The 22,613-nt window shown below is 45.4% G+C and carries 15 protein-coding genes, 5 tRNA genes and 1 rRNA gene; 8 read left to right on the top strand and 13 right to left on the bottom strand.

Annotated features, from left to right (window positions below; all coding sequences use genetic code 11):
• Positions 1-59: 59 nt before the first annotated feature.
• Entirely contained in the window at positions 60-2,381 is a 2,322-nt protein-coding gene (locus tag R7Q48_RS18905) for an acid phosphatase (RefSeq protein WP_186584560.1), read from the top strand.
• Between the two features lie 208 nt (positions 2,382-2,589).
• Here R7Q48_RS18905 and R7Q48_RS18900 read toward each other — a convergent pair whose 3' ends face one another.
• The 5 genes from R7Q48_RS18900 to R7Q48_RS18880 form a co-directional block, all read right to left on the bottom strand.
• Positions 2,590-3,603, bottom strand: coding sequence for an SPOR domain-containing protein (locus R7Q48_RS18900; RefSeq protein ID WP_186584562.1), 1,014 nt, complete (start codon positions 3,601-3,603; stop codon positions 2,590-2,592).
• 157 nt (positions 3,604-3,760) lie between these two features.
• On the bottom strand, positions 3,761-4,711 hold the full coding sequence (locus R7Q48_RS18895) for an ABC transporter permease (RefSeq protein ID WP_005384239.1): 951 nt from the start codon (positions 4,709-4,711) through the stop codon (positions 3,761-3,763).
• 2 nt (positions 4,712-4,713) lie between these two features.
• Entirely contained in the window at positions 4,714-5,691 is a 978-nt protein-coding gene (locus tag R7Q48_RS18890) for an ABC transporter permease (RefSeq protein WP_005379110.1), read from the bottom strand.
• A 147-nt stretch (positions 5,692-5,838) separates the two neighbouring features.
• Positions 5,839-7,392: an ABC transporter substrate-binding protein gene (locus R7Q48_RS18885; RefSeq protein WP_186584564.1), complete on the bottom strand. Its 1,554-nt coding sequence runs from the start codon at positions 7,390-7,392 to the stop codon at positions 5,839-5,841.
• A gap of 92 nt (positions 7,393-7,484) precedes the next feature.
• Positions 7,485-9,200: a dipeptide ABC transporter ATP-binding protein gene (locus R7Q48_RS18880; RefSeq protein ID WP_005379108.1), complete on the bottom strand. Its 1,716-nt coding sequence runs from the start codon at positions 9,198-9,200 to the stop codon at positions 7,485-7,487.
• 661 nt (positions 9,201-9,861) lie between these two features.
• On the opposite strand from R7Q48_RS18880, the gene R7Q48_RS18875 reads away from it, so the two are divergent.
• Positions 9,862-10,587 carry an HAD-IA family hydrolase gene (locus tag R7Q48_RS18875; protein WP_318132404.1) on the top strand — a complete coding sequence of 242 codons (726 nt, stop codon included), beginning with the start codon at positions 9,862-9,864 and terminating at the stop codon, positions 10,585-10,587.
• A gap of 195 nt (positions 10,588-10,782) precedes the next feature.
• On the opposite strand, the gene R7Q48_RS18870 is transcribed toward R7Q48_RS18875, so the two are convergent.
• The 5 genes from R7Q48_RS18870 to R7Q48_RS18850 form a co-directional block, all read right to left on the bottom strand.
• Positions 10,783-10,859, bottom strand: a tRNA-Pro gene (locus R7Q48_RS18870).
• Between the two features lie 64 nt (positions 10,860-10,923).
• A tRNA-His gene (locus R7Q48_RS18865) sits at positions 10,924-10,999 on the bottom strand.
• A 48-nt stretch (positions 11,000-11,047) separates the two neighbouring features.
• A tRNA-Pro gene (locus R7Q48_RS18860) sits at positions 11,048-11,124 on the bottom strand.
• A gap of 69 nt (positions 11,125-11,193) precedes the next feature.
• Positions 11,194-11,269, bottom strand: a tRNA-His gene (locus R7Q48_RS18855).
• A gap of 33 nt (positions 11,270-11,302) precedes the next feature.
• Positions 11,303-11,379 (bottom strand) — tRNA-Arg (locus R7Q48_RS18850).
• Positions 11,380-11,714: 335 nt separating this feature from the next.
• Between R7Q48_RS18850 and R7Q48_RS18845 the strand changes: the two genes are divergently transcribed.
• Positions 11,715-12,128 carry a c-type cytochrome gene (locus tag R7Q48_RS18845; protein ID WP_005384252.1) on the top strand — a complete coding sequence of 138 codons (414 nt, stop codon included), beginning with the start codon at positions 11,715-11,717 and terminating at the stop codon, positions 12,126-12,128.
• Positions 12,129-12,201: 73 nt separating this feature from the next.
• On the opposite strand, the gene rep is transcribed toward R7Q48_RS18845, so the two are convergent.
• Positions 12,202-14,217 carry a DNA helicase Rep gene (gene rep / locus R7Q48_RS18840; protein ID WP_005379104.1) on the bottom strand — a complete coding sequence of 672 codons (2,016 nt, stop codon included), beginning with the start codon at positions 14,215-14,217 and terminating at the stop codon, positions 12,202-12,204.
• Positions 14,218-14,387: 170 nt separating this feature from the next.
• Between rep and R7Q48_RS18835 the strand changes: the two genes are divergently transcribed.
• The 4 genes from R7Q48_RS18835 (at position 14,388) to ubiK (ending at position 19,610) form a co-directional block, all read left to right on the top strand.
• Positions 14,388-14,969, top strand: a complete 582-nt coding sequence (locus R7Q48_RS18835; RefSeq protein ID WP_005384254.1) for a TetR/AcrR family transcriptional regulator — start codon at positions 14,388-14,390, stop codon at positions 14,967-14,969.
• Between the two features lie 18 nt (positions 14,970-14,987).
• Positions 14,988-16,091: an efflux RND transporter periplasmic adaptor subunit gene (locus tag R7Q48_RS18830; RefSeq protein WP_053349778.1), complete on the top strand. Its 1,104-nt coding sequence runs from the start codon at positions 14,988-14,990 to the stop codon at positions 16,089-16,091.
• A 12-nt stretch (positions 16,092-16,103) separates the two neighbouring features.
• The gene (gene vmeD, locus R7Q48_RS18825) at positions 16,104-19,226 is read left to right on the top strand and encodes a multidrug efflux RND transporter permease subunit VmeD (protein WP_005379100.1); all 3,123 of its coding nucleotides are present in this window, start codon (positions 16,104-16,106) and stop codon (positions 19,224-19,226) included.
• 132 nt (positions 19,227-19,358) lie between these two features.
• Positions 19,359-19,610, top strand: a complete 252-nt coding sequence (gene ubiK, locus R7Q48_RS18820; RefSeq protein WP_005379099.1) for a ubiquinone biosynthesis accessory factor UbiK — start codon at positions 19,359-19,361, stop codon at positions 19,608-19,610.
• Positions 19,611-19,877: 267 nt separating this feature from the next.
• Here the strand turns inward: ubiK and ilvC are convergent, their stop codons facing one another.
• Entirely contained in the window at positions 19,878-21,362 is a 1,485-nt protein-coding gene (ilvC, locus tag R7Q48_RS18815; RefSeq protein WP_005379098.1) for a ketol-acid reductoisomerase, read from the bottom strand.
• Between the two features lie 143 nt (positions 21,363-21,505).
• Between ilvC and ilvY the strand changes: the two genes are divergently transcribed.
• Complete coding sequence (ilvY, locus tag R7Q48_RS18810) at positions 21,506-22,396, top strand: HTH-type transcriptional activator IlvY (protein ID WP_005379097.1); 891 nt, start codon at positions 21,506-21,508, stop codon at positions 22,394-22,396.
• Positions 22,397-22,487: 91 nt separating this feature from the next.
• Here the strand turns inward: ilvY and rrf are convergent.
• Positions 22,488-22,604 (bottom strand): 5S ribosomal RNA (gene rrf, locus R7Q48_RS18805).
• Positions 22,605-22,613 lie beyond the last annotated feature (9 nt).

Raw genomic sequence — 22,613 nt, 5'->3', positions numbered from 1 at the left:
AAAAAAATAATTAAAAAAGCGACTTTCTCATTCGGAAACGAAACAAGGACAAATAAATAATGAATAAGGTGAGTTTACTAGCAGCGTCAGTGGCTATCGCTCTTACAGGCTGTGGCGGTTCAGATGGTGGTTCAAAAAGTGCTAACGACGGCGTTGTGATCACAGGTTTTGACGGCTACTTCAAGCATGCCGTTGTTTTTGAAGATACGAACAACAACGGCCAATGGGACACTCAAGAAACATTCCTTGGTCTGACCAATGAGAAAGGTCAACTGAAATTGGATGCAAAACCAGAAAGCACTCTAGCGCTACAGACCATCACACCAAACGGTTCAAAGCAGAAACAGCTCATCGCCTTGGATGCGAAAGAGTACGCTGGCAAATACACGGTTGATATGGATCATCCAGGCCAAGCTATGGCGCACGAAATCGTATTCCGTGCACCAACATCGTCAAACGTGATTTCACCTATCACGGATCTTGTGGCGATTGAAATGGCAAAAGATCCAGCCATTAGTGAAGAAGATGCGAAAGCGAAAGTAAACCAAGCGCTAGGAGGCTCAGAAGAAGCACCAATTGATCTGTACAGTGATTTTGTTGAAGGTGCGACAAAAAACGCCGAACTACATAAAACCGCTCAGATTCTGACCGACTCGAAAGCACAAAACCCAACGAACTACGAGAAAAAAGCCACGGAGTTTGCTCAAGCGGCAAACCAAGAAGTGGAACGTCTTGTTGCATCTGGCGAAAACATCAATGACCCAAATCTACGTCCAATCATCACTGACGCGACCCCAGACAGCGACACCTTAGCACCTGAAACGGCAGTTAATAACAAGCTAACCGTAAACAAAATCGTCGAAAAGGCAGCTAAAGATAAGCTAGAAAAACTACCAAAAATCGTACAAGGCGTGGACTTTGATGGCTTAGAGCTAGACATTGAAGGTCTATTTGCAGACAAAGACCAAAACCTTGTGACAACCAAACTGACGCACAACTTTGCAGGCACAGGCATTGAAGTTGTGCAAACTGGCAACCTGATTGTTCTACATCCAACTGCAATCGTAGAGAAAGCTGGTGATTTTGAGATTGTTCTAACGGCGCAAGACATTGATTCGTCAGGTAAGGTTTTGGGTACGGTAAGCACCGTATTTCAGTTCGAAATCGAATCGGCAAACTTACCACCAATGGTTGTAGAAACAGAACAAGCGCGTCTGCAGTCCATCGTTGATGGTTGGTACCTACAACAAGGTGAAGTGTTTGAACAAACACTCGATATTTCTGGTTTGTTCCAAGATAAAGACGGTCAAATTACCGACTACTCAGCGGACTATGTAGACATTGAAGGTCTAACAGTATCTGAGGATGGTAATGCAATTATCACCATTAAAGGCACACCAACAAAAGCAGGTGAAGCTGGAGCAGTACTTGCGATTAGCGCAACAGATGGCCATACCGCGGTACAAATTGCGCTCAGCATGCCAACGGTTATCGAAGGCGTCACGCCACCACCAGTAGTACCGACTTTGGGCTTCACTCACGAGCACTTCAACGGTCAAGAATGGAAAATGGGTAGCTTCGCTCAAAAAGACGGTGAAATCGGCTACGCCATGCTGATGCAAGATTCTGAAGGCCTACTATTCTGCTGGGGTTCAAACCACGATGAGATGAATCAAGAGTACAAAGCGAACATCAGTGACTTCCTAAAAGACACATGGGAACACGATGCTTACGCCATTCTTGCCGATCTGGACCAACAAACTGGTTACACAGAATACAACAATAAAGACTGTAACGACGTTGAGTTGAAAGACGGCAAGCTATACAACAGCTACGGCGACGAGTATGAAATGTTGTTCCAGCACAAAACCGAGCATAACGGCACTCAAATGATCGTTAAAATCTCAGATGATGAGCTGTTCTGGATGGATTCAAGCAATACTCCATTTGCAGAATCACTTTCGGTTGCAGAGTACATCAAACAAGGCACGGTAGAGCATGACTTGATGGTAGAAAGTAATGGCACAGGCGACGACACAGTCCTGAAATACTCGTCAGGTGCGTACGAATACGACACTGATACTTACAACTACACTTCGTTCATGCCAACAGGATTCCAAACTCCAGGTAATTGGGAAATCCAGAATGATGAAGACCGTGAACTGCTGATTCTAGAAGAAACAGGCTCAGAGTCAGATTACAAAACTCGTCATCGTTACATCAACCGCGATTTTGGTGACTTTTATATTGGTATTCGTTGGAGTAAAGAACAAAACGGTCATGAATCCGCACCGGAATATGGTCTGTACTCTAACAGCAAAGAAGCCATGACAAGCATCGCGAGTTCACTACCGATTTTGGAGCCTGGTGATGATGACTAAAGCAACCATCGTTAACCCTTGCTGTGATAGCGTGCATTTGCGTAGAAGACGCAGAACATTTTGGGAACGATTGGTCGGCATCAAAGAAGTGTATATCTGCTCTAACTGTCACAAAGAAACGCCACTCAAATAGCGATAATATTTGAGACCGCAAAAAAGCCCCGAACTCGGGGCTTTCTTCTATATTTTGACCACAATATCTGAGTCGTTATTTCACGCACACCACGTTCAATAATGAGGTCCCGGTGAGCTGATTGGGCTCACGATCGGCGAACAAACCTTTCTTATCTTTGCCCCAATACGGCAGTTGCAGTGGCCATTGATTTTTTTCCATCACCCCAGACGCCCTCAGCGCTTTAAACTCTGCAGGGTTGGCTAAGCTCATACCCAGTTGCTGACATACTTTGTGCGAGTTTTCGTAGTTGAGGCGGTTCCACGGCTTACCATGTTCCATGTAAAACTGATTATGGTGATCGAGTAAATATGGGACCACGTACGTTTTGCCCTGTACTGAAGTTCTCAAGCGAACTTCAATGTCATCATTTCCAGTGACAATTGGCTTCGCTTTGGTCTTAGCAACAGGCTTAGACGAAGAGCTATCACGCGAACTTTTTGCATTGGTATCTGGCTTCTCTGCCCGCGCTTTAAAGGCGTCGGTATCAGCTCGCACAGCAGGAACTGGCGCGGGTTTCGGGGTCACCGTCGGTGTTGGCTTAACCGAAGATGCGGCTGATTTCGACGGCACAGCGGGTTTAGATAGTGTCGTAGACTGTTTATTCTCTTTTCCAACCACGCGGATGAACGCCTCTTTGTAATTCGACAAGGTTTTGACTCCTCGCAAATCTCCCCTCGCATCAGACAGATCTTTGTAAGGCCCAATCAAACAGCGATAACCTTTGGATTCAGGCTTCATCCACACGTCGGTCGTAATCTTGCTGTAAAGCGGCTTTGCTTTCGCGAGTGACATTGGCTTTGGTAGTAATCCGCATTGAATCCAGTAGAGGTAGTTGCCTCCTTGCGGCACTTTCTTTCCCCATACTCCGTTACCAATTGGGCATGTTTTCTCAAGCATCGGTAATTCTTTCTCGCTGGCTTGAGTGGCTTGGCAAAGGAACTCCTCCGCCTCAACTGGATTAGAAAACTGGGCGCATACCAGCAACAAACCCAAAGCCAGGCTTGCTTGGAAGACGTTAGATGGGCGTTGGGCCTTCTTCATTTCCATACACTTCACTCTAAATTAGTGGGTAAGGTCATCATGGCGGAAAAGCGCCAAAAAAATGTGAACAAAGAATAACTAGCAAAAAAAGAGCCGGAATTTGCATCCGGCTCTCAGTTTAGGAAGGAATTAAGTGAATTTACAACGCTTGGTGGGAAAATTCTTATCCTTTGTACAGTTTCGGGTTGAATACATCACGTAGCCAGTCGCCCAACAGGTTGATAACCAAAACCAATGTTACTAGCACGATGCCAGGGAAAGCAGTAATCCACCATGCACCAGAGAAGATGTAGTTAAAGCCGATGCTGATTAGCGCACCCAGTGACGGCTGATCAACAGGAAGACCCAAACCTAGGAATGACAGTGCCGCTTCCGACATGATCGCATTCGCTACCTGTACCGTCGAGATAACCAAGATTGGCGATAGACAGTTTGGCAGAATGTGACGGAACATGATTCGCGGAGCTTTAAAGCCCATCACACGCGCCGCTTCGACGTATTCTTTCTTCTTCTCTGCCAATACCGAGGCACGAATAGTCCGTGCGTATTGCGGCCATTCAGCCACACCGATGATCACCACCAGCATCACCACTGCGTATTGGCTGTAAAAATCGCTGCCAAAGCTGGCTTTGAAAATGGCCGATACGATGATCGCCACCATCATGGTTGAGAACGATAGTTGAACATCCGCAAAGCGCATCAAGAAGCTATCGATACGACCACCGAAGTAACCCGCCGACAAACCAATGATGATACCCAGAATCAACTGAAGACCGACGGCTAAAAAGCCGATCGTCAAAGACAAACGAGAACCGTAAAGAATGGTCGATAAAATATCACGGCCTTGCTCATCAGTACCCAACACAAAGCGTTCATCGCCATCTTCCATCCACGAAGGTGGCAACTCAGAATCCATGATGTCGATAGACGTCAGATCGTACGGGTCTGTTGGCGCAAGAATCGGTGCAGCCAATGCCAATACTAAGAACATCATAAAGACGGTAAAACTCGCCATCGCCACTTTGTCGCGTTTGAAATAATACAGAAAATCTGACTCTTTGAAACGCTGCCACGCTGATGGAGCAGGAGCTGGTGTTAAATTTGATTGGCTCATGATTAAGCTCCTTTTCCAGTTAGGTTCACAGTTGGGTTGATGATGCCGTATAGCAAGTCAACGATGGTATTGGTTACCACGAAGATCAGACCAACAAAGATAACGTAGGCAGTGATCAGCGGTGTATCTACACGGTTGATTGCCTCTAGGAAAAGGAAGCCAGTGCCCGGCCATTGGAACACGGTTTCAGTAAGAATGGTGTAGGCCACCATGGTACCAATCTGCACACCACCTACTGTCAATACTGGCAGCATGGTGTTCTTAAGTGCATGTTGGTAATAAATCTTTTGTAAGTTCAAACCTTTTGCTTTGGCGAACTTAATGTATTCTGAACTCAGAACTTCCAGCATTTCTGAACGCACCAAGCGGATGAACAACGGCAACATGATAGACGCTAGCGCAATACAAGGTAGGATGAGGTGCTTGATACCATCAATGGTAAAGAAGCCAGATTCCCAACCGAGTACGTTAGCGGTTTCACCTCGCCCATAGGAAGGCAACCAACCAAGTTCTATGGAGAAGACATACATCAGCATGATTGCGGTTAAGAACACCGGAATCGAGATACCGACACTGCTCATCGCCATGACAAATTTGGTAAAAACACTCTTAGGATGAATCGCAGAGTACACCCCAAGCGGAATAGAGAAAACAATGATGATAAGCGTCGCGCCAAACACGAGCTCTAATGTAGCTACCAGCTTGTCGAGAATCACCTCAACCGCAGGTCGCTTGAAAAAATATGAGGTACCCAAATCACCTTGCAGTGCATTACCCACAAAGCGCGTGTACTTTGTGATAAAGGGATCGTTCAGGCCCAAGTCGTCGCGTAGCGCTTGACGCTCCGATTCCGAAACCGACTGACCTACAAGCTCACGCAGCGGATCACCCAGGTTGTCCTGAATGGCAAACGCCACCAAACTGATCACAAACATCACTATCAGTGCCTGAAACAGGCGCTTGACCAGAAACGAAAACATTCCTTGCCCCTTAACTATCCATAGATCTCTAAATTAGAGAGAAAATTCAGTCTAAATAACCAACTCAATCCGACTGAAACAAAATTGAGTCGAGTGCTTTAAGTTGAGGAGGGAAATCCATCCCTCCTCAAAGTCGACTAACCGTGATTATTCAACCACTAGGTCACCGAAGTAAGGCATTACCATTGGGTTAACGATATCTGCCGCTTTCACGTTAGACTTCGCGCCCCATGCTTCACTTTGCCAGTGTAGCGGTACGAATGCTGCGTCGTTGTATAGTGTCGCTTCTACGCCCTTCAGCATTTCTGCACGTTTCGCAGCGTCCGTCTCTACGTTCGCAGCTTCAACTACTTTGTCCATTTCTGGGTTTGAGTAGTAACCACAGTTGTACTGACCACGACCGGTTTCTTCGTTACGAGTCATCGTTAGGAACTCGTTGAAGTTCGCTGAGTCTTCTGTATCTGAGTGCCAACCGATCATCAGCATGTCTGCCGCACACTTGTCGAACTCAGGCCAGTACTGCGCTTTTGGCATGGTCTTCAGATCAACCTTGATACCGATCTTAGACAACATTGCCGCCGCCGCTTGTGCTACTTTCGCATCGTTCACGTAACGGTTGTTTGGTGCGATCATCGTTAGCGTCAGGCCGTTTTCGTAACCCGCTTCTTTCATCAGTTCTTTCGCTTTCTTCAAATCGTAACGAGGAACCAGTTTGTCATCGTGACCTACGTAACCTGCCGGGCTTTGCTGACCAGCAGCCGTTGCGAAGCCTTTCATGATTTTCTTCACGATACCTTCGTTATTGATTGCGTGAACAATCGCTTGGCGAACGCGAACGTCTTTCAATGCTTCGTTGCTGTTTTGGTTTAGTTGGAACGTGATGATACGAGTACCAGGCAGCGTGACTAGGTCGATGCCATCAGCATCTTCAACGCGTTTGTGGTCGTTTGGCGCTACAGGGTGAATCATGTCTACACCGCCAGAAAGCAGCGCTGCTACACGAGTTGCGTCTTCTTTGATTGGCACAAGTGTTAGCTTATCAACATTACCTTTCGACTCTTTGTCCCAGTAATCTTTAAAGCGTTCAAATTCCACTTTTACGCCCTGTTCACGTGAAGTCACAATGAATGGACCCGTGCCAGATACGTTAGTCGATGCAAATGAGTTACCGTGCTTCACTAACTCAGACTTGTCTTTGCCGTCCGCAGTTTTGCCCGTGTAGAACTTGCTGTCCATTGGGAAAATGTACGTTGCGGTTTGCAACACTAGTGGGTAAGGACCTTTAGTTACAAGATCGAACGTGTTGTCGTCAACTTTGACGATTTTTTCGTACGGGTCGAAGATGTTTTTAAAGTCAGGAGAGCTTTGTAAACGCTGGAACGTCCACACGACGTCGTCAGCCGTTAGAGTATTGCCAGAATGGAATTTCACACCTTCACGCAGTTTGAAACGAACAGTCGTATCGTTAATACGTTCCCAGCTTTCTGCTAGGCGAGGCTCGAAATCCATTTTTTGAGTAAAGCGAACCAACGGATCAAATACCATGTGTGACATTTGCAGTGTGCCACCTGATAGCTGCTCATGTGGGTCAAGCGATACTGGGTCAGCTGCATAGCCAACTTTGATATCTGCTGCCATTGCGTTAAAGCTTAGGCCCGCAGCCATTAGCGCCACTGCTAATTTGCTTTTCATGGTTTTCATTTGCATAACTCCTTCATGCGGGGATACGGATCCCTTGTTGTTGTGTTTGCGTCTTTGTTATGACTAAAGGTTAGCCAAGCGAATTGCTTGGTTTATGCCGTTTCGATCTCTTCTCGCAAGCCAGTAAACTCCGGCATCAGAGAAATCAATTTTTTGCTGTATTCGTGTTGAGGTGCCGTGAATAACTGTTCTGTTGGTGCCACTTCTAAAAGTGTACCCATTTGCATCACACCTACTCGGTCACACATCTGACGAATAACAGGTAAATCGTGGCTGATAAACAACATAGTCAAGTTCAGCTCACTTTGCAGATCTTTCAGCAAGTTTAGAATTTGTGCCTGTACCGATACGTCCAGTGCTGAGGTCGGTTCATCACAAATCAAAAGTCGAGGACGAGTCGCCAACGCACGCGCAATAGAAATACGCTGACGCTGACCACCGGAGAATTCATGAGGGTACTTAAGCCCAGCCATTCGACCCAAACCAACATGATCCAATAGGTCATTCACGATTTGGCGAGTTTCCGACTCGTTTTTCGTCAATTTATGGAAACGGATTGGCTCAGCAATAATATCGAATACCTTCATACGAGGGTTCATTGAAGTATATGGGTTTTGGAACACCATCTGCATTTGACGACGCATCGGGCGGCGCTCTTTCTCAGAGGTTAAAGCGGTCAGGTCAATGCCCTCGAATTTCACCTGACCAGAGTTAGGTTGGTATAAACCAGCAATCACACGTGCAATGGTCGATTTACCTGAACCAGACTCGCCCACCAAACCAAAGGTTTCGCCTTCGTGCACTTCAAAGCTCACATTATTAGATGCTTGCACGTATTCTCGGCGGCTCTCGAACAAAGAGTCTTTGGTCACAAAGCGAAGATTGACGTTCTTCACGTCCAAAAGCGGGCCAGTGTACTCACGCTCATCTTGGCTTTGTCCTAACCAGTGGTTCTTGATATCGAGTGGCTCCATTTCCGCCGCTTCTTCGATATAGCTTACTAACGGGAAACGATCTAGCTTTCTGTCTGAACGTGGTACCGCTGAAATTAGACTGCGAGTGTAAGAGTGATCAGGATCGCCCAATACTTTGGCTGTTGGTCCAAACTCCACCAAGTCACCACGATACATTACCGCCACGCGATCGGTGACGTTGGAGACGACACCCATATCGTGAGTAACTAACATACAGCCGACATTGTTCTTGATACACAGCTCGCGGATCAAGTTGAGGATTTGGTCTTGGATAGAAACGTCTAACGCCGTAGTTGGTTCGTCCGCGATGATGAGATCAGGCTCACCAGCCAAAGCAATAGCAATGACAACACGCTGACGCATACCACCAGAGAATTGGTGCGGGTACTGTTTTAAGCGGTTTTCTGGTTGCGGAATACCAACCTGCTGCATAAGAGAAAGCGCGCGCTGATACGCCTCTTCATCAGAGACCTTCATGTTAGCGTGGATCGTCTCTTTCAGCTGTTGCTCAACAGTAAAAAGTGGATTGAGCGAGGTCATCGGATCTTGGAAAATAAAACCTATTTTCGAGCCGCGAACCTTACGCATCGCTTCTGGTGATAGGCCAGAAATTTTTTCTCCATCCAAGAATACATCACCGCTAGCAACGCGACCTGGGGGACTAAGCAAATCGATAACAGCGTTACCAACGGTGGATTTACCCGCACCTGATTCGCCAACAACACCCACGATTTCACCACGTTCAATATGAAAAGAAAGTGACTTCACGGCAGCGTGAACGCCGTGTCGGGATGGGTATTCAATACGAAGGTTTTTCACTTCTAATAGTGACATTTCAGACCTCTACTGCCTTGTCTGTGGTATCGAATCATGCCAAAGGCACCATTCATCACCTGAATGAATCCGTTCAAATTCAGAATAATACTCTGAAATCTTAATGCGGAAATAATTTGGCAAAAATCACACAAAAAAGCAACAATTAAAGTATATTCCGCCGAAAAAACATTAAATAAACGCACAATTAGCGAATAAAAATGCATTAACAAGTATTTAACCATTTTCATATCACACTATTTTTGTGCGTCATGCACCAATAAAACTAGAAAAATGCTCTAAAAGTAAACATGAGCTAAACAAGATCATTAACCATATTATTCATGTGCATTTATTAACATTTAACAAACAATATCATATGAAAAAAGTGTTTTTTCAACATAAAAAACTATTAATAAAATAGTCGGCAAATACAAAAAGCCAAACTTAGGAAGAGAAAGGATAGGTCAAAACGTGAACAAAACAGCAAAACCACACAAATCCTGCTCCAACGCAGATTATGCGCCACTTAAGCGGTTTATTGACTAAGCAAAGGAAAGTACCGCTATCCTCATTCGTACGTCATAAGAAAACTCGCCGGTTTTAACCCTTTACGACACAATTGAGAGTGGGATAATAGATGAACAGTGTCAAAGCCAAGCCGTAAATAAAAGGAGCCCCTGTGCTTAAAGCGATTTTTTTTGATATGGACGAGACTTTATGTGCAACGTCACAAGCCGATAAAGTTGCAGGACAAGCGTTTACAACTTGGATTCATAAGACCTACCCACAAGTTACCGAGCCAAAAGCGTTTTTGCAGCGCTACTTACAGGGTGTATACAAAAAGCTGAATGCTGAGTTCCCTCACCTTGTGGCTCTGCTACCCGATGAAAATGCCTTCCGTTGTGGCCTGATCCAAAACATCTTGGCGGAGCAAGGCGTCAGCATCACTGCAAAAGAGGCTCAACAAGCTCAAGACTACTTTGACTCTGCACGTATGGGCGCGTTCACCTTCTTCCCTGGTGTAAAAGAAATGCTCAGCGACCTTCGTCAACATTACAAACTCGTCGTGATCACTAACGGTCCGATTTTTTCTCAACACCCTAAATTAAACGCGACACAAATGAGCAGCTGGGTGGACCATATTATTGTGGGAGGAGAAGAGCCAGAAGAGAAACCTGCTACAAGTATTTTCCAAAAAGCGCTCGACTTGGTCGAAGTAAAACCAGAAGAGGCTCTACACGTGGGCGACTCTTTACCTGCTGACATTGCTGGCGCTAACAATATGGGTATTTTGAGTGTGTGGGTGAATGCGACAGGCGCAAGTAACTCAACGGATATAACGCCAAGTTTTGAAATCCAAGAAACGGTAGAACTGAAAGAAATCCTTAAAACACTCGCCCAATAAAAGCAGCGGATTAGAAAACTACAAAACCCCAGACACTGCTCTGGGGTTTATTTTGTCAGCTCGAAAAGCATTTGGATCATAGGTGGTCAAAAGCCCCTAGAGCTGTACACTTTTGGGGAAAATTGAAATGGAATGCCGATTCTTTTCAGGAGAGATGCAAAAAAGCCCCAGTCTTTCGACTGAGGCTTTAAATAGTGGTCGGTGAAGAGGGATTCGAACCCCCGACCCTCTGGTCCCAAACCAGATGCGCTACCAAGCTGCGCTATTCACCGAACTGTATTTGCTGATTTTCTCAAATCAGACAGGACACTTCAACTAAGAAGTCACCTTAATTAATGGGGTGGCTAACGAGATTCGAACTCGCGACCACCGGAATCACAATCCAGGGCTCTACCAACTGAGCTATAGCCACCATCAATTTTTGCTGTTTACCGCTCTATTAGAGCCATAAACTAAATAGTGGTCGGTGAAGAGGGATTCGAACCCCCGACCCTCTGGTCCCAAACCAGATGCGCTACCAAGCTGCGCTATTCACCGACGATGTTTTATCTTGATTGAATCAAGATTGGGAGCAATGCTACCGCATTCAATCTAAAAAAGAAAGAATGGGGTGGCTAACGAGACTTGAACTCGCGACAACCGGAATCACAATCCGGGGCTCTACCAACTGAGCTATAGCCACCACTGATTTTTACCGATGTATCCTCCGAGGCAATGGTACGCCCGAAAGGATTCGAACCTTCGACCTTTGGCTCCGGAGGCCAACGCTCTATCCAACTGAGCTACGGGCGCATGCCCTATCGGCGGAGTGGAATAATACGGATATCACACTATGCCGTCTAGTACTTTTTTTACTTTTTTTATCGTTTGGTCTCTTTTTCGACAGTTATCTTCCGTTAAAGTGGATTTTTGATGTGATTCACGCCCTGTCATGGATAACTTGTTGTTTATTGCAACAAGTTATCGGGATATAATCACCCATTATTTACATTGATTTAACAGCTGCAACCAAGTTGTCTAATCATTCTATGCCATTCAGTGGAATTTAATGATTTCTCTGCTCGGCATTAATACTCTAACTATATAAATAGGTAAGTCACTTACCTCGGGAATGTGAAGTGGGTTTAATGGATATGTCTCGACAAATGATTAGCGTTTTGTTCGCTGCCTTAACGTTTTCTACGGCAGCTTTAGCTTCTGACATCAGCCAAACTGAATACGATGCGATCGCAGAACGCATCCAACCTGTCGGTGATGTTTATCTAGCAGGTTCTGAGCCAGTGAAAGAAGAACCAACCGGTCCACGTGATGGCGCCACAGTTTATGGTACTTTTTGTATTGCTTGTCACGCATCTGGTGTAAACGGCGCACCTAAAACAGGTAATGCCGATGATTGGGCACCGCGTATTGCACAAGGCAAAGATACGTTAGTGAAGCACGCATTAGAAGGCTTCAATGCGATGCCAGCCAAAGGAACCTGTATGGACTGTTCTGACGATGAAATCATCGCAGCAATTGACCACATGATTGAAGGTCTATAAGTAAAGACATCAACGAAAAAGGCTTGCCAGTTGGCAAGCCTTTTTGTTTTTAATCAGTGAGAACAAGGTTACTTTACTTCTTAAACATTGCTCGAATATTGGCAATGTGTGCTTGACCTTTCGCCATACGTTCTTCCGCTGATACTGGCTTTTTGTTTACTTCCCATTCAACGTCATCAAATGGTAACTCATCCAAAAAGCGGCTTTGAGTCGGTTTGATCAACTCGCCGAACTGTCGACGCTCTTTGCACATAGTGAAAGTCAGTTCACGTTGCGCGCGAGTAATACCAACGTACATCAGGCGACGCTCTTCTTCCACGTTATCTTCATCAATACTGGTTTGGTGCGGTAAAATACCTTCTTCGGACCCAATTAAGTATACATATGGGAACTCAAGGCCTTTTGATGCGTGCAAGGTCATCAGTTGTACTGCATCACTGTCTTCATCTTCTTCACCGCGCTCCATCATGTCACGCAAGGTCAAACGTTGAACGACTTCTTTTAACGTTTTCTCTTCTTGATCGTAGTTGTCACCCTCTAGGTCCGCCACTATCCATGAATAAAGATCAGAAACGTTCTTCATTCTCATTTCAGCGGCTTTCGGACTTGCTGAAGTTTCGTATAGCCAATCTTCATAATGGATATCACGAACTAGCGAACGAACCGCTTCGACGGTATCACCACGCTCAGCTTGATCAGCAATCGCCACTAGCCATTGGGTGAAACGACGCAGGTTTTCTAGGCCACGTCCCGTTAGGTGCTGTTCGAGCCCCATTTCAAAGCTCGACTCAAACAGGCTCTTCCCTCGCATATTGGCATAACTGCCTAACTTCTCTAACGTCACTGGGCCAATTTCACGTCGTGGAGTATTCACAATGCGCAAAAATGCATTGTCGTCATCCGGATTAACCAAAACGCGCAAATACGCCATGATGTCTTTAATCTCTGCGCGCGCAAAAAACGAGGTGCCGCCAGAAATTTTATACGGTACGCGGTTTTGCATCAGAGACTTTTCAATCAAACGTGATTGGTGGTTACCACGATATAGAATCGCATAATCTTTATATTCGGTACGGTTTAGGAACTTATGCGCAATTAGTTCACCCGTTACTCGCTCCGCTTCGTGCTCTTCATTTTTAGCCAACAACACTTTGAGTTTTTCACCGTCAGGAATTTCAGAGAACAAGGACTTCTCATAGACGTGAGGGTTGTTAGCTATCAAAATGTTGGCCGCACGCAGGATTCGACTCGTTGAACGGTAGTTTTGCTCTAGCTTAATCAAACGCAAATTCGGATAATCTTCACCCAGCAACACGAGGTTCTGAGGTTTCGCACCACGCCATGAATAAATAGACTGATCGTCATCCCCTACAACAGTCAATCGCCCACGTTCTCCGACAATTAATTTGACCAGCTCATACTGACTCGTGTTGGTATCTTGATACTCGTCAACCAGTAGGTAACGGATACGATTCTGCCAACGCTGACGAACATCTTCATGATTACGTAAGAGTAAAACGGGCATCAAAATTAGGTCATCAAAATCGAGCGCGTTATAGGCTTTCATTTGCTTTTGGTACATATCAAAACAGAACGCAAACAATTGTTGCTGTTCACCTTGCGCACGCGCTTTGGCTTGCTCTGGCGTCAACATGTCGTTTTTCCAGTTGGAAATACAACTCAGAAGCTGACGTAGCAGATCTTTATCACCATCAAGCTGCTTTTCGGTAAGTTCTTTGAGCAGCGCTAGCTGGTCTTGGTCATCAAACAGTGAGAAGCCCGCTTTCAACCCTAAATGCTTGTACTCACGCTTGATGATGTTCAATCCTAAAGTGTGGAATGTTGATACCATCAAACCTTTAGACTCACCTTTCCCTAACGTTTGACCTACACGCTCCTTCATTTCACGTGCTGCTTTGTTGGTAAACGTCACCGCCGCAATGTTACGCGCTTTGTAACCACATTGCTGAACCAGATAAGCGATTTTATTGGTAATAACACGAGTTTTGCCCGAGCCAGCACCAGCTAGCACTAGGCATGGACCAGACACGTATTTCACGGCTTCATCTTGACTAGGGTTCAGCTTCATAGAAATTCTCTGCGGGTGATGAATGTGGCGCCTATGATAAAGGGGTGGCCTCGTGAAAGCTATGCTGATTTCTTGTAATTTTCACACCAATTAAGTGCAATATTCTGTTGCATAAATGGCGGGTATTTAAGCTATAATGAATGAACGTTCATTCACTAAAGGGTGACATTATGAAGGATAACCCTGCTGTAGATAAACGAGAACAAATCTTAGTCGCTGCTGAACAACTCATTGCTGAATCTGGTTTTCAAGGGCTTTCCATGCAAAAGCTCGCCAATGAGGCAGGTGTCGCAGCAGGGACGATTTACCGTTATTTCTCAGATAAAGAACATCTTTTAGAGGAACTACGCCTTAACGTTGCTAAGCGTGTTGCTACTGCGGTGCAACTAGGTGTTAGTGAAGAGATGCCTTTAAAACAGCGTTATCGAACCATGTGGCTCAATATTTGGAATCTAGCGAGCTCGAACTTAAGTGCGATCAGCAACCGAGTCCAATATGAATCTTTACCCTGTTCAAATAGTAGCAAAGCTCGGGAACTTGAGAGACAAATGTTTGCCCAAGTAGATCTTCTTTTTAATCAGGGTAAAGACGAGGGAGTATTCAAGCTTCTCGATAACGAAGTACTTTCTGGATTAAGTTTTGAGGCAAGTGTTGCACTTGCTCGGAAACACGCTTTGGGATTTTATCAACTGGATAAGACGGCATTAGAGGCCGCTATTGAAGCCAGTTGGGATGCAATTATTAAACACTAACTTGGAGTTCTTAATAGAATGAAAAAGTGGATTTTGATGCTATCAATTGTTTTATTACTTTTTGGTAGCGTTGTTACATACAGACTAATTGATATCAAAGACAAAATGGAGCAGTTTGCCAATCGCCCTGAACCAGCATTCCCAGTAACCGTAACTGAAGTGCAAGCGGTGGATTGGGTACCAGTCATCGAGGCAATTGGTTTTATCGAGCCAAATCAAGGCGTGACGGTAGCGAACGAAACGAGCGGTGTTATCGATAAAATCGCATTTGATTCCGGTACTCAAGTCAAAGCAGGTCAGCCACTAGTACTGCTTGACTCTGACGTTGAGAAAGCCAATTTAAAGAGCTCGCAAGCCAAGTTGCCAGCAGCAGAAGCGAAATACAAACGCTACCAAGGGCTATTTAAAAAAGGCTCTATTTCTAAAGAAGCGTATGACGAAGCAGAAGCGAACTACTTCTCCTTAAAAGCGGACATTGAAAGCTTGAAAGCGACCATCGACCGACGCGAAATCAAAGCGCCATTTGATGGTGTAGTAGGTATTCGTAACGTGTACCTCGGTCAGTACCTACAGGCGGGAACCGACATTGTTCGCCTTGAAGATACCAGCGTGATGCGCTTGCGCTTCACCGTGCCACAAACCGATATTTCACGTATCAATATCGATCAAGAAGTGGATATCTTTGTTGACGCTTATCCAGACCAACCTTTCAAAGGGTCTATTTCTGCGATTGAACCAGCTGTAAACGTACAAAGTGGTTTGATTCAAGTTCAAGCGGATATCCCTAACAGTGACGGCAAACTACGTAGTGGTATGTTCGCGCGTGCAAACATCATTCTGCCTAAATTAGAAAATCAGGTCACTCTACCTCAAACCGCGATCACATTTACGCTGTATGGCGACAATGTTTACATCGTAACAGAAGAAGATGGCGAAAAACGCGTTAAGCAGCATGTGGTAAAAGTTGGCGAACGCTCTAAAGATATCGCACACATTCTAGAAGGCGTGAAGCCAGGTGATGTAGTGGTGACGTCGGGTCAAGTCCGTTTGAGTAACCATGCGAAAGTAAGCATTGTCGAAAGCGATGCAACTACCCCACCTGCTGAAACACCAATGCTTTAAGTTGGAGGCATCATGCGCTTTACAGATGTTTTTATAAAACGTCCAGTTTTAGCGGTATCGATCAGCTTTTTGATTGCATTGCTTGGTTTGCAAGCGGTGTTCAAAATGCAGGTTCGTGAATACCCTGAAATGACGAATACGGTGGTCACCGTGACCACCAGTTACTACGGTGCAAGTGCCAACTTGATCCAAGGCTTTATTACTCAGCCATTGGAGCAAGCGGTAGCGCAAGCCGATAATATTGATTACATGACTTCGCAATCGGTACTGGGTAAATCGACCATTACTGTAAACATGAAGTTGAATACTGATCCAAATGCGGCGTTGTCTGACATTCTGGCGAAAACCAACTCGGTACGTTCACAGCTACCAAAAGAAGCCGAAGACCCAACCGTAACCATGTCGACAGGTTCGACAACGGCGGTACTGTACATCGGCTTTACGAGTGACGAGTTATCTTCAAGCCAGATCACTGACTACCTTGAGCGTGTAATCAACCCGCAGTTGTTCACCGTAAACGGTGTGTCCAAAGTTGACCTGTATGGTGGTATGAAGTACGCACTGCGCGTATGGCTAGATCCTGCCAAAATGGGCGCTTTGAAGTTGACCGCAACCGATGTGATGAGCGTTCTTAACGCCAACAACTACCAATCTGCAACCGGTCAAGCGACGGGTGAGTTCGTGCTTTATAACGGTAGCGCAGATACTCAGGTATCAAACGTTGCTGAACTTGAAGCATTGGTCGTGAAAACTGGTGAAGGGGATGTCATCCGCCTAGGTGATATCGCTAAAGTAACGCTAGAGAAGAGTCACGACGTTTATCGCGCAAGTGCAAACGGTCAAGAAGCTGTGGTTGCGGCGATCAACGCAGCGCCAAGTGCTAACCCAATCAACATTGCAGCAGACGTACTTGAACTGTTGCCTCAGCTTGAGCGCAACCTACCAAGTAACATCAAAATGAACGTAATGTACGACTCAACTATCGCCATCAACGAATCGATTCACGAAGTAGTCAAAACGATTCTTGAAGCAGCGGTCATCGTACTTGTGGTTATCACACTGTTCCTAGGTTCATTCCGCGCGGTAATCATTCCTATCGTGACCATTCCACTTTCATTGATTGGTGTGGCAATGGTGATGCAGGCAATGGGGTTCTCTTGGAACTTGATGACGCTACTGGCGATGGTGCTTGCCATCGGTCTGGTGGTGGATGACGCGATCGTTGTACTAGAAAACGTTGACCGTCACATCAAAGAAGGGGAATCACCATTCCGAGCTGCAATCATTGGTACGCGTGAAATTGCGGTTCCAGTTATCGCGATGACATTGACGCTAGGTGCAGTGTACGCACCGATCGCATTGATGGGTGGTATCACCGGTTCATTGTTCAAAGAGTTCGCTTTGACACTGGCAGGTTCAGTATTCGTATCCGGCATCATCGCTTTGACACTATCACCAATGATGTGTTCGAAGATGCTGAAGGCGAACGAGAAGCCAAGCAAGTTTGAGCAAAAAGTTCACCATATCCTTGATGGCATGACCACTCGTTACGAAGGCATGTTGAAAGCGGTAATGGCTCATCGTCCGGTTGTTATTGCGTTTGCAATCATTGTATTTGCAAGCTTACCGGTCTTGTTCAAGTTTATTCCTAGCGAACTAGCACCATCTGAAGATAAAGGTGTGGTCATGCTGATGGGTACCGCCCCATCAAACGCGAACTTGGACTATATCCAAAATACCATGGATGACGTAAACCAAATACTCTCAGATCAACCGGAGGTGGAATACGCACAGGTCTTTAATGGTGTACCAAACTCAAACCAAGCGTTTGGCCTAGCAACATTGAAGCCTTGGAGTGAACGAGAGGCAAGCCAATCTGAAATCACGAAACGTGTGGGTGGCCTAGTATCAAGTGTGCCTGGTATGTCTGTCACTGCATTCCAAATGCCAGAGCTTCCAGGTGCAGGCTCAGGTCTACCTGTTCAGTTTGTAATTACAACACCAAATAGCTTCGAGAGCTTGTTTACTATCGCTAGCGATATTCTAACCGATGTTGCAAGTAGCCCAATGTTTGTCTATTCCGACCTTGATTTGAACTACGATTCAGCAACGATGAAGATCAAGATCGATAAAGACAAAGCGGGTGCCTACGGTGTGACGATGCAAGACATTGGCATCACTCTCAGCACCATGATGGCAGATGGTTATGTAAACCGAATCGACCTGAATGGTCGCTCGTATGAGGTGATTCCTCAAGTTGAGCGTAAATGGCGTCTAAACCCAGAATCGATGAAGAACTACTATGTACGCTCTGTAGATGGTAAAGCGGTTCCATTAGGCAGTCTGATTACTATCGATGTGGTGGCTGAGCCTCGCTCTTTGCCACACTTCAACCAGCTAAACTCAGCGACTGTGGGTGCAGTACCATCGCCTAGTGTTGCTATGGGTGACGCAATCGACTGGTTTGAGAATATTGCACAAACCAAGCTGCCTGCAGGCTATAACCACGATTACATGGGCGAATCTCGTCAGTTTGTAACGGAAGGTAGTGCCTTGTATGCAACCTTCGGTCTTGCACTTGCGATCATCTTCCTAGTTCTGGCGATTCAATTTGAATCACTCCGCGACCCTATTGTCATCATGGTATCTGTACCTCTGGCAATCTGTGGTGCCTTGATCGCATTGGCCTGGGGTACAGCCTCGATGAACATCTACTCGCAGGTTGGTTTGATCACGCTGGTCGGCCTAATAACCAAGCACGGTATCTTGATCTGTGAAGTCGCCAAAGAAGAGCAGTTACATAATAAACTGTCTCGTATTGATGCGGTGATGGAAGCTGCGAAAGTGCGTCTTCGCCCTATCCTAATGACCACTGCAGCGATGATCGCAGGTCTGATCCCGCTGATGTACGCAACAGGTGCAGGTGCCGCGCAACGTTTCAGTATCGGTATCGTCATCGTTGCAGGCCTTGCAATCGGTACACTGTTCACACTATTCGTACTACCTGTGATTTACAGCTACCTAGCTGAAAAACACAAACCTCTGCCAGTATTTGTTGAAGACAAAGACTTGGAGAAGTTAGCGCGAGTTGACGAAGCGAAAGCAGCTCATCGTGAATTAGCGGATAACAGATAAGCTATCTAAGGCATTCAAAAAGGTCACTTCGGTGGCCTTTTTTATTGCCGCTCTCTTTTTTGCCATCTAAGTGGCGACTTTCACGTATCATTTACTTAAAATGAGGACAAATCAAAAGGAGTTTTAGCCACTATGTTTGACCCAAAGAAATTAGAGCAAATTGCTAAACAGATTCACGACTCAATGCCTCAACCTGTAAAAGAATTGGGCTCTGATGTCGATCAGAAAGTTCGTCAAGTAATCCAAGGCCAGCTAAACAAGCTAGATGTTGTAAGTCGCGAAGAGTTTGATGTTCAAACTCAAGTTTTACTACGTACACGTCAAAAGCTAACAGAAATGGAACAGAAGTTGGCGCAACTTGAAGAAAAGCTTGCTGAAAAATAAGTATCAAAGCGCTCCTCACAAAGGAGCGTTTTTCTTATCGGCGCGCAGATAAATCGGCTAAAAACAAAAAGGCTTGGTCAACGGCGACCAAGCCTTTTGATTAGATGTTGTGTTTTATTTTTGTATTTATCACTCCAGTCTGCCTGGAGTTTATCTACTGCGTTACTTGAGACTAAGTAAATTACGCTGTATTAAGGTTTCATTTCTAGGAGAAGGCGCGGACTTTACGATAGTAAACGAGCACCTTCGACACCGAAATGGAGTCATTTAGCCGCCCACCGCGATACGCTTCATATCAGTCATGTAACCACGTAGCTCTTCACCGATGTACTCTACAGGGTGGTTACGGATTGTTTCATTCACAGCGATAAGAGTCGCGTTATCCACTTGGTTAGACGTTTCACCTAAACCTTTACCAATTACGTCAGTATTTACGGCTGGCATAAACTTCTCACGTAGAAGCGGCGTTGCTACGTTAGCGAACAGGTAGTTACCGTATTCCGCAGTGTCTGAGATAACCACGTTCATCTCGTATAAACGCTTACGTGCGATAGTGTTTGCGATAAGTGGCAGCTCGTGTAGAGACTCGTAGTAAGCAGACTCATCAATGATGCCAGATGCCGTCATCGCTTCGAATGCTAGCTCAACACCTGCACGAACCATAGCAACCATCAAGATACCGTTATCGAAGTACTCTTGCTCAGAGATTTCTACGTCAGTTTCTGGGTAGTTTTCGAAAGCAGTTTCACCTGTTTCTGCACGCCAGCCTAGTAGATTTGCATCGTCGTTTGCCCAGTCAGCCATCATAGTGCTAGAGAAGTGACCGGTGATGATGTCATCCATGTGCTTGTTGTATAGCGGACGCATCAGTTCTTTTAGCTCTTCAGAAAGCTCAAATGCTTTCACTTTTGCAGGGTTAGTTAGGCGATCCATCATGTGAGTGATACCACCAAACTTCAGTGCTTCAGTGATGGTTTCCCAACCGTATTGAAGAAGCTTACCAGCGTAGCCAGGATCGATACCATCAGCAATCATCTTCTCGTAACATACGATAGAGCCAGCCTGTAGCATGCCACAAAGGATAGTTTGCTCACCCATTAGGTCAGATTTCACCTCAGCAACAAAAGAAGACTCTAGACAGCCTGCACGGTGACCACCTGTTGCTGCAGCCCAAGCTTTCGCGATATCCCAACCTTCACCTTTTGGGTCGTTCTCTGGGTGAACAGCGATAAGAGTCGGTACACCGAAACCGCGCTTGTATTCTTCACGAACTTCCGTACCTGGACATTTAGGTGCAACCATTACTACCGTTAGGTCTTTACGGATTTGCATGCCTTCTTCAACAACGTTGAAACCGTGAGAGTAACCTAGTGCTGCGCCTTCTTTCATTAACGGCATTACCGTCTCAACAACGTTTGTGTGCTGCTTATCTGGAGTAAGGTTTACTACTAGATCAGCTTGTGGAATTAGCGTTTCGTAGCTACCTACCTCAAAACCGTTGTCTTTTGCGTTTTTGAATGACTGGCGTTGCTCATCAATCGCGGCTTGGCGAAGCGCATAAGCAACGTCTAGACCAGAGTCGCGCATGTTCAGACCTTGGTTAAGACCTTGAGCACCACAACCTACAATGACGACTTTCTTACCTTTCAGATAATCCGCTTCTGAAGCGAACTCACTGCGGTCCATAAAACGACAACGACCTAATTGGTCCAACTGCTCGCGCAAGTTTAGGGTATTGAAATAATTAGCCATCTGGGTGCTCCTTTGAGATTCTTCCATTGAGGTCAGTAATTGCCTTACCGAATAACTTCATACTAAAACAGACATGAGATTGCTTAAAGTGATATATTCACAATTAGTTATTGCAATTTATGCAACATGGAAATGAAAATTTAATGAATATCAAAAGCCTGCAACTTTTCATTCATCTCTGTGAGAGTAAAAGTTTCGCCAAGACCGCAGCGGCAATGCATATTAGCCCTTCAGCCTTAAGCCGACAGATACAAAAATTAGAGGAGGAAACCAGCCAACAATTGTTTTTACGCGACAACCGTAGCGTTGATTTAACTATCCAAGGTAAAAAGCTAGTCCCAGTCGCCTTAAAGATTCTTGGCGAATGGCAGCAGTATCAGAGTCACCTGAAGGGAACCGAGGATGAATTGAAAGGAGAAATCCGTCTCTTTTGTTCTGTTACTGCAAGCTACAGCCATCTTCCGGAGCTAATATCTGACTTTCGTATTCAGAACCCTTTCATTGAATTCAAACTATCAACCGGCGATCCAGCTCAAGCGATCGACAAAATACTAGCAGATGAAGCCGATATTGCCATATCAGCCAAGTCAGAACAGATGCCAAATAAAATCGCATTTGAAACGATCAGTGAAATCCCACTTTCTGTCATCGTACCTGTTGGGGTTAGTGCGTTTGCTGAAGAGCTACAAAAAGAAAAACCAGACTGGTCGGTCATTCCATTCATACTCCCAGAAGCAGGAACGGCAAGGGACAGGGCCAATACTTGGCTCAAACAAATGAAAATAAAGCCAAAGATCTACGCACAAACCTCCGGACATGAAGCCATCGTAAGTATGGTTGCATTGGGGTGTGGAGTAGGTATCGCACCTGATGTTGTAATCAACAACAGTCCGGTAAGAGAAAAGATAAATCGTTTAAAAGTCTTACCAATTAAACCTTTTAAACTTGGTGTTTGCTGCAACAAAACTCAGCTGGAGAATCCGCTTGTTAAAGCCTTTTGGAAGGTTGCAGAGAGCAAGTATATCGCACCTTAGATGAACACTTTTTAGGTATAAAGTGAGCTAATTTTAAAACTCTATAGATGCAAAAAAGCCCGCTCTTTCGAGCGGGCTTCTTAAATTTAAAGCCTGGCGATGTTCTACTCTCACATGGGGAAGCCCCACACTACCATCGACGCTATTTCGTTTCACTTCTGAGTTCGGCATGGAAATCAGGTGGGTCCAAAACGCTATGGTCGCCAAGCAAATTCTT

This window comes from Vibrio sp. 378, from assembly GCF_033339435.1.
The sequence above is the reverse complement of the archived record's forward strand: the minus strand, read 5'-3'. Positions and strand labels throughout refer to the sequence as shown.

Excerpts from the sequence above, each read along its gene's own strand:
- R7Q48_RS18905 (WP_186584560.1), top strand. The coding sequence starts at position 60 with ATGAATAAGGTGAGTTTACTAGCAGCGTCAGTGGCTATCGCTCTTACA.
- R7Q48_RS18900 (WP_186584562.1), bottom strand. The coding sequence starts at position 3,603 with ATGGAAATGAAGAAGGCCCAACGCCCATCTAACGTCTTCCAAGCAAGC.
- R7Q48_RS18895 (WP_005384239.1), bottom strand. The coding sequence starts at position 4,711 with ATGAGCCAATCAAATTTAACACCAGCTCCTGCTCCATCAGCGTGGCAG.
- R7Q48_RS18890 (WP_005379110.1), bottom strand. The coding sequence starts at position 5,691 with ATGTTTTCGTTTCTGGTCAAGCGCCTGTTTCAGGCACTGATAGTGATG.
- R7Q48_RS18885 (WP_186584564.1), bottom strand. The coding sequence starts at position 7,392 with ATGAAAACCATGAAAAGCAAATTAGCAGTGGCGCTAATGGCTGCGGGC.
- R7Q48_RS18880 (WP_005379108.1), bottom strand. The coding sequence starts at position 9,200 with ATGTCACTATTAGAAGTGAAAAACCTTCGTATTGAATACCCATCCCGA.
- R7Q48_RS18845 (WP_005384252.1), top strand. The coding sequence starts at position 11,715 with ATGGATATGTCTCGACAAATGATTAGCGTTTTGTTCGCTGCCTTAACG.
- rep (WP_005379104.1), bottom strand. The coding sequence starts at position 14,217 with ATGAAGCTGAACCCTAGTCAAGATGAAGCCGTGAAATACGTGTCTGGT.
- R7Q48_RS18835 (WP_005384254.1), top strand. The coding sequence starts at position 14,388 with ATGAAGGATAACCCTGCTGTAGATAAACGAGAACAAATCTTAGTCGCT.
- R7Q48_RS18830 (WP_053349778.1), top strand. The coding sequence starts at position 14,988 with ATGAAAAAGTGGATTTTGATGCTATCAATTGTTTTATTACTTTTTGGT.
- vmeD (WP_005379100.1), top strand. The coding sequence starts at position 16,104 with ATGCGCTTTACAGATGTTTTTATAAAACGTCCAGTTTTAGCGGTATCG.
- ubiK (WP_005379099.1), top strand. The coding sequence starts at position 19,359 with ATGTTTGACCCAAAGAAATTAGAGCAAATTGCTAAACAGATTCACGAC.
- ilvC (WP_005379098.1), bottom strand. The coding sequence starts at position 21,362 with ATGGCTAATTATTTCAATACCCTAAACTTGCGCGAGCAGTTGGACCAA.
- ilvY (WP_005379097.1), top strand. The coding sequence starts at position 21,506 with ATGAATATCAAAAGCCTGCAACTTTTCATTCATCTCTGTGAGAGTAAA.